Annotated in this window: 10 protein-coding genes; 9 read left to right on the forward strand and 1 reads right to left on the reverse strand. The window is 63.4% G+C overall.

Features of this window, described 5'->3' with window-relative positions; genetic code table 11:
* Positions 1 to 69: 69 nt before the first annotated feature.
* The 3 genes from gyrA to SPHS8_RS03350 all read left to right on the forward strand — a co-directional run bounded on the left by gyrA (position 70) and on the right by SPHS8_RS03350 (position 4,629).
* Entirely contained in the window at positions 70 to 2,802 is a 2,733-nt protein-coding gene (gene gyrA, locus SPHS8_RS03340; RefSeq protein ID WP_201514010.1) for a DNA gyrase subunit A, read from the forward strand.
* Positions 2,799 to 3,146, forward strand: a complete 348-nt coding sequence (locus tag SPHS8_RS03345; protein ID WP_201514012.1) for a DUF952 domain-containing protein — start codon at positions 2,799 to 2,801, stop codon at positions 3,144 to 3,146. Before gyrA ends, SPHS8_RS03345 begins: the two co-directional genes overlap by 4 nt.
* A gap of 283 nt (positions 3,147 to 3,429) precedes the next feature.
* Positions 3,430 to 4,629 carry a family 43 glycosylhydrolase gene (locus tag SPHS8_RS03350; RefSeq protein WP_201514014.1) on the forward strand — a complete coding sequence of 400 codons (1,200 nt, stop codon included), beginning with the start codon at positions 3,430 to 3,432 and terminating at the stop codon, positions 4,627 to 4,629.
* 30 nt (positions 4,630 to 4,659) lie between these two features.
* Here SPHS8_RS03350 and SPHS8_RS03355 read toward each other — a convergent pair whose 3' ends face one another.
* Entirely contained in the window at positions 4,660 to 5,778 is a 1,119-nt protein-coding gene (locus SPHS8_RS03355; protein WP_201514025.1) for a glycosyltransferase, read from the reverse strand.
* Between the two features lie 53 nt (positions 5,779 to 5,831).
* Here SPHS8_RS03355 and SPHS8_RS03360 point away from each other — a divergent pair, with 53 nt between their 5' ends.
* From SPHS8_RS03360 to SPHS8_RS03385, 6 genes are all read left to right on the forward strand, one after another.
* Complete coding sequence (locus SPHS8_RS03360) at positions 5,832 to 6,677, forward strand: lysophospholipid acyltransferase family protein (RefSeq protein WP_201514852.1); 846 nt, start codon at positions 5,832 to 5,834, stop codon at positions 6,675 to 6,677.
* Between the two features lie 73 nt (positions 6,678 to 6,750).
* Positions 6,751 to 7,395, forward strand: a complete 645-nt coding sequence (locus tag SPHS8_RS03365) for a phosphoribosylanthranilate isomerase (protein ID WP_201514028.1) — start codon at positions 6,751 to 6,753, stop codon at positions 7,393 to 7,395.
* Positions 7,392 to 8,621, forward strand: coding sequence for a tryptophan synthase subunit beta (gene trpB, locus SPHS8_RS03370; RefSeq protein WP_201514030.1), 1,230 nt, complete (start codon positions 7,392 to 7,394; stop codon positions 8,619 to 8,621). The genes SPHS8_RS03365 and trpB overlap by 4 nt, the downstream gene beginning before the upstream one ends.
* Positions 8,622 to 8,724: 103 nt before the next feature.
* Positions 8,725 to 9,552: a tryptophan synthase subunit alpha gene (trpA, locus tag SPHS8_RS03375; protein WP_201514031.1), complete on the forward strand. Its 828-nt coding sequence runs from the start codon at positions 8,725 to 8,727 to the stop codon at positions 9,550 to 9,552.
* Complete coding sequence (gene accD / locus SPHS8_RS03380) at positions 9,549 to 10,400, forward strand: acetyl-CoA carboxylase, carboxyltransferase subunit beta (protein ID WP_097091588.1); 852 nt, start codon at positions 9,549 to 9,551, stop codon at positions 10,398 to 10,400. The genes trpA and accD overlap by 4 nt, the downstream gene beginning before the upstream one ends.
* 26 nt (positions 10,401 to 10,426) lie before the next feature.
* On the forward strand, positions 10,427 to 11,752 hold the full coding sequence (locus SPHS8_RS03385; RefSeq protein WP_201514034.1) for a bifunctional folylpolyglutamate synthase/dihydrofolate synthase: 1,326 nt from the start codon (positions 10,427 to 10,429) through the stop codon (positions 11,750 to 11,752).
* The last annotated feature ends 34 nt before the right edge of the window (positions 11,753 to 11,786 follow it).

The following is an 11,786-nucleotide window of genomic DNA, read 5'->3' on the forward strand; positions in this document are numbered from 1 at the left end:
GGTGACAGATTTGTTTCGCTCCGCTAGTGCATGAGCAACGAAACAGTTCCATCCAAAAAGAGAATCGCATTGACCGACGAGACTGCCCTCGCCGACCCTTCGGACATCAGCCCCATCTCCATCGTGGAGGAGATGAAGGCAAGCTATCTCGACTATGCCATGTCGGTCATCGTCGCCCGCGCCCTGCCGGACGTGCGCGACGGGTTGAAGCCGGTGCACCGCCGCATCCTCTTTTCGGCCCATGAATCGGGATTCACCTACAACAAGCCCTATCGCAAGTCGGCGCGCATCGTCGGTGACGTGATCGGTAAATATCACCCCCATGGCGACAGCCCGATTTACGACGCCTTGGCGCGCATGACCCAGGATTGGGCGATGCGGGTCCCTTTGATCGATGGTCAAGGGAACTTCGGTTCAATGGATCCCGATCCGCCGGCGGCGATGCGCTACACCGAAGCGCGCCTGGCCAAGGTCACCAACGCTCTGCTGGAGGATCTCGACAAGGACACCGTCGATTTCCAACCCAACTATGACGCTTCGGAAAGCGAGCCGCAGGTTCTGCCCGCGCGCTTTCCCAACCTGCTGGTCAACGGCTCGGGCGGCATCGCGGTCGGCATGGCGACCAATATCCCGCCGCACAATCTGGGCGAAGTGGTCCGCGCCTGCCTTGCCTATATCGACAACCCCGCGATCACCATCGACGAACTGATCCAGATCGTCCCCGGCCCCGATTTCCCGACCGCGCCGCTGATCCTCGGCCAGTCGGGTGCCCGCAGCGCCTATCACACCGGGCGCGGATCCATCATGATGCGCTCGCGCCATGTGATCGAGGAAGGACGCGGCGACCGGCGCTCCATCGTCCTTACCGCCATCCCTTACCAGGTCGGCAAGAATGGCCTGGTTGAAAAGATCGCCGAAGCCGCCAAGGACAAGCGGATCGAGGGTATCAGCGACATTCGCGATGAATCCAACCGCGAAGGCGTGCGCATCGTCATGGATCTGAAGCGGGATGCGACGCCAGAGGTCGTGCTCAACCAGCTGTGGCGCAACACTCCCGCGCAGTCGAGCTTCCCGGCCAACATGCTCGCCATTCGCGGCGGCCGTCCCGAACTTCTCAACATCCGCGATATCATCGAAGCCTTCGTCAAGTTTCGCGAAGAGGTCATCACCCGCCGCACCAAATACGAACTCAACAAGGCCCGCGACCGCGCGCATATCTTGTTGGGCCTCGTCATCGCGGTCACCAATCTCGATGAAGTCGTTCGCACCATCCGTGGCTCGGCCAGTCCGGCCGAGGCGCGCGAAACGCTGCTGGCCCGCGAATGGCCCGTCGCTGAAATCGCGCCCTATCTGCGCCTCGTCGAAGCGATCGAGACAGAGGCGACCGGCGACACCTACCGACTGTCCGACGTTCAGGTCCGTGCCATCCTGGATCTGCGCCTCCACCGCCTGACCGCGCTTGGCCGCGACGAGATCGGCAACGAACTGGCCGAACTGGCCGCTGCCATCGCTGAATATCTCGAAATCCTGGGCAACCGGCAGAAACTCTACGCGGTTATGCGCGAGGAGTTCGAGGCGATCGAGCGCGACTTCGCCACGCCCCGCATCTCCGAAATCACCGCCGCTGCCGACGGCATCGAGGATGAAGACCTGATCGAGCGCGAGGAGATGGTCGTCACCGTCACCGTGCAGGGCTATATCAAGCGCACCCCGCTCGAAAGCTTCCGCGCCCAGGCGCGCGGCGGCAAGGGCCGGTCCGGCATGGCGACCAAGGATGAGGACGCGATCACCGAACTGTTCGTGACCTCAACGCACACACCGGTCCTCTTCTTCTCCACCGCAGGCAAGGTCTATCGCCTCAAGGTCTGGCGCCTTCCAGAAGGTGGCCCCGCGACGCGCGGCCGGCCGATGGTGAACCTCCTGCCGCTCGGTCCGGGCGAAACGATCCAGACCGTGCTGCCGCTGCCCGAGGATGAGGATAGCTGGAAGGACCTGCACGTCATGTTCGCCACCGCGAACGGCACGGTCCGCCGCAACAGCATGGACGCCTTCGCCAACGTGCCGAGCAACGGCAAGATCGCGATGCGCTTCGATGAGGGCAGCGACGATTGCCTGATCGGCGTCGCCCTGCTGAGCGAAGAGGATGACGTCTTGCTCGCCACCCGCCAGGGCAAGGCGATCCGCTTCAAGGCGACCGATGTGCGCGAGTTCCAGAGCCGTACGTCCACCGGCGTACGCGGCATGACGCTGAAGGGCGATGATGAAGTCATCTCGCTCTCCATCCTCCACCGCGCCGGGACGACGCAGGAGGAGCGCGAAGACTATCTGCGTTTTGCCCCGTGGAAGCCGGAGAAGGAAGGCTCCCCCCAGATGAGCGAGGAGCGCTTTGCCGAGCTACAGGGCAAGGAGCAGTTCATCCTCACCGTCTGCTCCAACGGCTACGGCAAGCTGTCGTCGGCCTATGACTATCGTCGCACCGGACGTGGCGGCCAGGGCATCACAAACATCGACAATATCGGCCGCAACGGCCCGGTGGTGGCGAGCTTCCCCGCGCGTCATGGCGATCATCTGATGCTGGTAACCGACCAGGCCAAGCTGATTCGCATGGGCCTCGACACCCTGCGCGTCATCGGCCGCAATTCGGCAGGCGTGCGCCTCTTCAACGTCTCGGACGACGAACATGTCGTCAGCGCCGCGAAGATCGAGGAAAGCGACGAGGAAACGGAAATCAGCACCCCGGCTGGCATGGAAGTCTCACCCGAAGTCAGCCCCGAAGCCGACCCGGACCTCACCGAAGAGTGACGGAGCTCTTCGCCTACAAGATCCTGACCAGGGATCAGTATGACCAGCTAAAGACCGACGGCGTGTTCAAGGGCGCGCCCGTCGATCTCGCTGACGGCTACATCCACCTGTCCACCCGCGAACAGGCGGCTGAAACCGCCGCCAAGCATTTCGCGGGCCAGGATCATCTGGTGATGCTGATGATTGACCTCGCCCCCTTCGGCGATGCGCTCAACTGGGAAGAATCACGCGGCGGCGCGCTCTTCCCCCACCTCTACGCCGACCTGCCCGTCAGCGCGGTCGCGGGAAAGGTCGTCCTGCGCCTGGATGAACAGGGCAAGCATCTCTTTCCTGCAGGGTTCTGATCGCCGTTTTTCCTCATCATCCTGTCCATACGGAGCCCGTTCCGTAAAAGGGCAATGGGCGCAAAATTAGAAGGCGGCCTTACGCGTTCGAGCGCAAGGCCAAGTTGGGATGCTTGGGTGTTCATCCAACAACATCAAGTGGAACGCACGGGTGCGCGTGGGCAAATCAGGCAGTGCCAACAATCAAACGATTGCGTTCTTTTAAAACTCAGCTAAATTTCCATTCCTGTAGCGGAAAGACGGGGAAGACATTGGCCGACCACCGCCAGCGGGGAGAGATTGGGTGACATTATCGAGACGGAAGCTCGTCGCGGGCAGCCTATCGGGTCTTGCGCTGACTTGGGTCGCGGCAAACTCACTGGTCGCAAAAACAAGGGGCAAAGCTCCGCGTCGCAAAAGTTTCAGGCCCGGCGAGCTATGGACTGATACGGCGGGCAAGCCCATCCAGGCGCACGCTGGCGGCGTCATTCATGTCGACGGCGTATTCTACTGGTATGGCGAGAACAAGGAGTTCACCACCGGCAATGGCAAGCCCGAAAGCTGGGGCATCCGCCTATATCGTTCCACGGACCTATACAATTGGGACGACGCCGGTATCCTGATTCCACCCGACACCTCAGGCGCGAAAACGGCGCTCAGCCCTAGCGTCTTGCCGGAACGACCGCACATTCTCCATAATCCCAGGACCGGCAAGTTCGTCTGCTGGATCAAAGTGCGCGGCTTGGGCCCGGAACATCGTATCGTGCTGACGGCCGACAAGATCACTGGTCCCTATGCCATGGTCAACGACCACCTGATGCCTGCGGGGATGATGGCGGGCGATTTCGACATGGTCGCCGATCCGGATACCGGGCGCGCCTACATGTATTTCGAGCATGAGCATAAGGAACTTGTCTGCATCGAACTCACAGATGATTGGTGCGGAGTGACGGACCGTTTATCGCGCCACTTCCCGTCTGCGGCGCCAGATACCAAGGAAGGGATCGCCTGCTTCCGGCGTAACGGCAAGCTGTATCTGACCGCTTCGGGGATGACGGGCTATTTCCCCAACCCTTCAACCGTCGTCGTCGCGCGCGATTATCATGGTCCTTTTGAAAATCTCGGCGACTTGCACCCCACTGACCGCAGCCGCACCTCCTTCAACTCTCAGATAAGCTGCATCTTCAAGCATCCGCACAAGAAGGATCTCTACATCGCCATGGCGGATCGCTGGTTTCCGCACCTTGGCGAGCTTGGCGGGGAAGAGTTCGACAATGGTAATATTTCGGAAAATCTCAGGTCGGCAATCCGGAAGATCACGTCAAAGCCATCGTCCCCGCCCACCCCTGCGGAGGTAAAGGCGCTGCAATTCTTCACCAAAAGTGGCGGGTCCGCGCTGACCGCCGTGAACACCTCCATCTCAAGCTATGTCTGGCTGCCAATCCGTTTCTTGGGCGATCGGCCCACCATCGAATGGCAAGACGAGTGGCGGCTCAACGACTAGAGGTCGAAAGCCGCGCGAGGCGGGAGGTGGTCACTCGACCCTCTTCATGCGCATCACCTTCCCGCCGCTCACCCAATAATCAAATCCGCCCCACCTGATCCGCCGTGATCCAGCCGCCGCGAGTTGCATCCCCCAATGCGCCCAGCACACGGCAAAAGGCGCCAGCACATCCCACCAGAGTGAACGCCGCGCCGCCCGCGCCTGGTCCGGCTCCAATACTCCCGCGATGATCCGCCGCCGCCCCAGCGCGCGACTAAAAGCCGCCGCATAGCCAATGGCCAGAGCGCCCCAACCACCCCAGCACATCGCCCAAACCCAGCCCAAAGCTTGCGCGCCGACCACCAGAGCAGCGATGCCCCACATCCCCACGCTGTTTGTCACGATATGCCGGTACTGCCGCACGCCGAACGCAATCCCCCCGCCCCCCTCCAGCGGCGATGCCACCAGCAAATCCCGCACCGGCCGCAACCGCAGCTTCGCGCGCCATCCCGCAAGGCCGATCGCCATATCATCCGACAACCGCCCCGCCAGCGCCGCGTCTAGGTCGAGCCGCTCCGCCACCTCACGCGTCAACGCCATCGCTCCGCCCCAGGGCATGGTCGCACTCGCAGCCCGTGGCAATGTCGCCAACTGCATCTCCACAGCCCCAACCAGCGCCGCCACAGGCCGCGCCTCAGGCAACAGCAGCCGATAGCCGGTCACGATGTCCGCCTTCCCCCGCACCAAGGGAAAGAGCAGCCGCCCCACCAACCGGGCAGGCGGCTCGATATCCGCATCCACGAACACCAAATAGCGGTCCTCCGGCCGCAAAGCCCGCAAAGCCGCCCGCAATTTATGAACCTTCTGCCCCTCATCGATTGCCATGCCCGCGTGGACAAGCTGCACCCAATCCCCCTCCCGCGCTGCCAAAGCTTCCGCCGCTGGGCACCCTCCGCTTGAGGCAATCACCAGCCGGAACCGCGCCGTCTGCGCCTTCAACCGGGCGATTAGTTCCGCCCCGCCATCCCAATCATCGCGAACCGACAGCAGGACAACCACGCCCTCAGGCGCTTCCTCCCTCCGGTCCACTGGAAGATGCCGCCAATAGTTCAGCACGCCCAGCAGCGTCAGCCCCTGCAGCACCGCCCACGCCCAAAAGGCCCAACCCATCGTAAATCCAAGCCCTTTACCGCCCTGATTGCTGCTGTATGACGCTTGGCAAGATGCTCTCCAACCCTTTTCTCTTCACCCTCCTGCGCATTCTCCCGGCGTCGGTCGCCTCATGGCTCGGCGGCTGGCTGTCCGCGAATGTCGCGCGGAGGAACATGAAGCTGCGCGATCAGCGCGCCCGCGCCAACCTCGCTATCCTGCGCCTCGATCTGAATGAAGCCACGCGTGAGGAAATGCTCACCCGCCGCTGGATCAATCTCGGCCGCACCATGGCCGAACTCACCAACATCGACCGGCTGATCGAAAACGATCATATCACGGTCGAAGACGCCAAAGGCTATGAAGAGGTCCTCGCCGGTCCCGGCCCCATGATCGCGCTCGCGGTGCACATCGGCAATTGGGACCTGCTCGCCGCCCATATCAAGGCGTCGACCGACCGCCCCGGTCTCGGCGTCTATGACCCGCCGCAAGATCCGGGGCAGGCCGCCATGCTGAAACGCGCCCGCAGCTCCTATATGGGGGAGGCGATCACCGGCGACGGCGCGGCTCGCGGTATCCTGAAGCATTTGACGACCAAGGACCGCGCCACCCTCTACATCCTGCTGGACGAGCGCCGCGATCGTCAGGTCTGGTTCCCCCGCTTCGGCCGCGACTTGCCGCCGTCCGGCAATCTTTCCGTCGCGCTGCGCCTCGGCCGCAAAGTCGGCGCGAAGTTCCTCCCCTTCTACCTGATCCGAACCACCGGGCCCGATTTCCGCGTCCACTGGCACCCGCCGCTCGACCCCGCGCAACTCACCGACGACCAGATCATGGATCAGGTCGACGCGTTCCTCGGCAAAGCCTGTATCGACCATGCCGACCAATGGCTGGCGCTCCACGATATGGATTTGACGGTCTGATCCTCCCGTTCGGGCTGATCGCATGAGGATCAAACCGGTTCTCTCCCAACCCAACAGCCGCTAAAGCCCCCAAATGCCCCGACTCGCCATCAAGATTTGCGGCCTTTCCACGCCCGACACGATCGGCGCAGCCGTTCGGGCAGGCGCGACCCATCTGGGCTTCGTCCATTTCGCCAAGAGCCCCCGCCATGTCGAGGCCGACCAGTTGCGCGCTTTGGCCTCAACCATCCCCGCCCATGTCGAGCGCGTAGCTGTCCTGGTCGATCCTACAGACGAAACGCTTGCTGAACTCGCCGCAACCAAAACGCTCACCACCCTGCAACTCCATGGCAAGGAAAGCCCGGAACGCGCCGCCGCCATCGCCAAGCGCTTCGAACTCCCCGTCTGGAAAGCCATTTCCGTCAAGACCCGCGCGGACATCGACGCAGCGAGAGCCTATGCCGGTGCGGCCGACTTCCTCCTGTTTGATGCGAAAACGCCCGACGGCGCGGCGCTCCCAGGTGGAATGGGGCTGCGCTTCGATTGGACCCTGCTGCGCGGCGTCCCCATATCCATGCCCTGGGGCCTTTCAGGAGGTCTCGGCATCGACAATGTCGCCGAAGCGATCCGCATCACCGGCGCACCGATGATCGACGTTTCTTCGGGCGTGGAAAGCGCGCCAGGCATCAAGAGTGTGGACAAGATCATGGCCTTCTGCAAAGCGGCACAGCAATCATGACCATCAGCAACTCCCTCCGCTCGCAACCGGACGCATCCGGTCATTTCGGGTCTTTCGGCGGCCGCTATGTCGCCGAAACGCTGATGCCGCTCATTCTGGAGCTGGAAAAGGTCTACAAGGAAGCAAAGCAGGACCCGACTTTCGAAGCCGAGTTCGAAGAGTTGCTGCGAAGCTATGTCGGCCGGCCCAACCCGCTTTACTATGCAGGCCGCCTCACCGAAGCGCTACGCGCCGATGCCCCAGATGGTAAGGGCGCAAAAATCTATCTGAAGCGCGAGGAATTGAACCACACCGGCGCGCACAAGATCAACAATTGCATCGGCCAGGCGCTGCTTGCCCGCCGCATGGGCAAGAAGAAGGTCATCGCCGAAACGGGCGCGGGCCAGCATGGCGTCGCTACCGCCACCGTCGCCGCCTTGTTCGGCATGGAATGCAAAATCTTCATGGGCGCGAAGGATGTCGAGCGGCAAAAGCCCAACGTCTTCCGCATGAAGCTGCTGGGCGCGGAAGTCATTCCCGTCGTGTCAGGCTCGCAAACGCTGAAAGATGCGATGAACGACGCCTTGCGTCATTGGGTTTCAAACGTCCACGACACCTTCTACATCATCGGCACTGCTGCCGGGCCGCACCCCTATCCGGAACTGGTTCGCGACTTTCAGTCGGTGATCGGCAAGGAAGCGCGCCAGCAGATCGTCGAAATCGAAGGCCGCCTGCCTGACCTGCTGATCGCCCCGGTCGGCGGCGGCTCCAACGCCATTGGTCTTTTCCACCCCTTCCTTGACGATGTGGACGTCAAGATGATCGGCGTGGAAGCAGCGGGCGAGGGCCTCACCGGCAAGCATGCTGCCTCGCTCGCGGGCGGCGCGTCCGGCATCCTCCACGGCAACCGGACCTATCTGCTTCAGGACGAAGACGGCCAGATCACTGAAGCACACAGCATTTCGGCCGGGCTCGACTATCCCGGCATCGGCCCTGAACATAGCTGGCTGCATGAGATCGGCCGCGTTCAATATATGCCGATCACCGATGACGAAGCGCTCGCCAGCTTCCAGAAGCTTGCGGCTCTGGAAGGCATCATCCCGGCGCTGGAATCCGCCCACGCCATCGCCAGCGCGGAAAAGGTTGCCCCCACGATGGACGCGGACCAGATCATCGTCGTCAATCTCTCCGGACGGGGCGACAAGGACATCTTCACCGTCGCCGACGCGCTGGGAGTGGAGATGTGATGCCCTTCCGCGCACTCCGTGCTCCTGCGAAGGCAGGAGCCCAGTCCCGCCGTCCGATCTGGATTCCTGCCTGCGCAGGAACACGCCCGCGCAGGGATTACTGATGACTGACCGCCTCGCCACCCGCTTCGCCGCCTGCAAGGAAGCAGGGCGCGCCGCCCTCGTCACCTTCGTGACCGCGGGCGACCCGACGGTTACTGCCACTCCGGCGATCCTCGACGCCCTTGTCGCTGGCGGCGCCGACATCATCGAACTCGGCATGCCCTTCACCGATCCGATGGCGGACGGCCCCGCGATCGAATTGGCAAATCTGCGCAGCCTTGGCTCGGGTACGAAGACCAAGGACATCTTCCATCTCGCCACCACCTTCCGCGCGCGGCACCCCCATACCCCGCTGGTGCTGATGGGCTATGCCAATCCGATGCTGATCCGTGGCTCCGAATGGTTTGCGAACCAGTGCCGTGAAGCAGGCGTCGATGGCGTCATCTGTGTCGATACGCCCCCCGAAGAGGACGCCGAAATCGGCCCTGCTCTGCGCGCGGCAGGCGTTCACCTCATACGCCTCGCGACACCCACGACCGATGCCGCGCGCCTTCCGACCGTGCTCGATGGCGCCAGCGGCTTCCTCTACCATGTCGCCGTTGCGGGCGTGACCGGCAAACAGCAGGCAGCCCAAACCGCCGTCGAACAGGCCGTGGAAAAGCTGAAGGCCGCGACGGACCTTCCCATCGCCGTCGGCTTCGGCGTCCGCTCCGCCGAGCAGGCCGCCGCGATCGGCCGTGTCGCTGACGGCGTGGTCGTCGGATCGGCCATTGTGGACATCATCGGCTCGCATGGCGACGCCGCCGCCCCCTTCGTTCAGGAGTTAGTCGCCACCTTGAGCGGCGCTCTCAAAGCCAACAGCCCCCATTTTCGGGAGACCGCCGCATGAGTTGGATCAACCGCGTCCGCAACGCCGTCCCCTTCCTTGCTAAAAAGGAAAGCACGGCCGAGACGCTGTGGCACAAATGCCCGTCCTGCACGGAAATGATCTTCATCAAGGAGTGGGAAGACAATCTGTCCGTCTGCCCGCGCTGCGACCATCATGGCCGCATCGGCCCGTCCGAGCGGTTCGAGCAAATCCTAGACGCGGGCTTCATCCTGCTACCGACCCCGCCGGTTCAGGAAGACCCGCTCAAGTTCCGCGATTCCAAGCGCTATCCCGACCGCATGAAGGCCGCCCGTGCCCAGACCGGGGATCAGGACGCCCTCATCAACGCGCGCGGCGCGATCGACGACGTTCCGCTGGTCATGGGTGTGCAGAATTTCGCCTTCATGGGTGGCTCCATGGGCATGGGCGTGGGCGCGGCATTCATCCAGGGCGTGAACGAAGCCATTGGCCATAAATGCCCTTATGTCATCTTCACCGCAGCAGGCGGCGCGCGCATGCAGGAAGGGATACTATCCCTCATGCAGATGCCGCGATCGACCGTCGCGATCCAGAAACTGCACGCGGCGGGCCTCCCCTATATCGTCGTCCTCACCGATCCGACGACGGGTGGCGTCACCGCCAGCTATGCGATGCTGGGCGATGTCCAGATCGCCGAGCCTAACGCCCTTATCGGCTTCGCAGGCCAGCGCGTCATCGAAAGCACGATCCGCGAAAAGCTGCCCGATGGCTTCCAACGCGCTGAATATCTTCTGGAACATGGCATGCTCGACATGGTTGTTCACCGTAGCGAATTGCGCGACACGCTCGCACGGGTGATCGGCTACCTCGCTCCCCGCGCGGCTGCCTGACGCCACCGCGCGAGGGATTTAGGGCCATGCCCGACCACGCCATTTCCGATGATCCGGGCGTTCAGGCTCAACTGGACCGGCTAGCCACGCTCTCGCCCGGCGCCGACACGCTTGGCCTCGACCGCATCACTCGCTTGCTTGACCGCCTGCGCGATCCGCATCGGGCGCTGCCGCCGGTGTTCCATGTCGCGGGAACCAACGGCAAAGGCTCGACCTGTGCTTTTCTGCGCGCGGCTCTGGAAGCGGACGGCAGGAGCGTCCACGTCTTCACCTCGCCCCACCTGGTCCGCTTCAACGAACGCATCCGGCTCAATGGCCAGCTGATCAGCGACGAAGCGCTCGCCCACTATCTTTCTCGCGTGCTGGACGTTGCGGAGGGTATCAACGCGAGCTTCTTCGAAGTCACGACCGCTGCCGCCTTCCTCGCCTTCGCCGAACATCCCGCCGATGCCTGCATCATCGAAGTGGGGCTTGGCGGACGGCTCGACGCCACCAACATCATCGAGAATCCCGCCGTCTGCGGCATCGCCCAGCTCGGCCTCGATCATCAGGCCTTCCTCGGCGACAATCTTCGCGCGATCGCCACGGAAAAGGCAGGCATCGCCAAGCCCCGCGCGCCCCTAGTCACGCAGCGCTACCCCGAATCGCTCGCTTCCGTAATGCGCGAAGCCGCCAACCGCGCCCGCACCGTTTGGCTCCCCATGGGCCAAAGCTGGGACGCCGCAAGCTACCGCGACCGGCTCCATTACCGCGACGAGCAGGGCCGCCTCGACACCCCGCTCCCCCGCCTCCCCGGCGCGCATCAGGTACAGAACGCCGCGCTCGCCTTCGCCATGCTCCGCCATCAAAGCGCCCTGCCCGTCAGCGAGGCCGCCCTGAAGGCCGCGCCCCTCTGGGCGCATTGGCCCGCGCGCCTCCAGCGCCTGGACCACGGACCCCTGCTCGCCCCCCTCCCGCCTGGCAGCGAAGCCTGGCTCGACGGCGGCCATAACGCCGGAGCAGGCGAAGCAATCAGCGCCTTCTTCACCGCCGACAGGCTTGGCGGCCGCCAACTGCATCTCGTCATCGGCATGCTCGCCAACAAGGATGTGGACGCCTTCCTCGCTCCCTTCGCCGGGCGCATCGCGCACATCCACGCGTTGCCCGTACCGGGCCATGATCATCACCCCGCAAGCCGCTTCGCCGCGATCGCGGAGCAATGGGGCATAGGCTGCACGGCCCATGCAAGCCCCGCCGAAGCGATCCAGGCCGTCGCCACCACCAGCGGAGATCAAGCCCCGCTCCTCCTCATCGCCGGGTCGCTTTACCTAGCAGGCGAAATTTTGCGCCTGAACGAGCAGTTTCCTGACTGAATAGACTTGAGATTGACTCGCAATAGCGTAACCT

Origin of the sequence: Sphingobium sp. S6, from assembly GCF_905120495.1 — a bacterium.
GTDB lineage: Bacteria > Pseudomonadota > Alphaproteobacteria > Sphingomonadales > Sphingomonadaceae > Sphingobium > Sphingobium agri.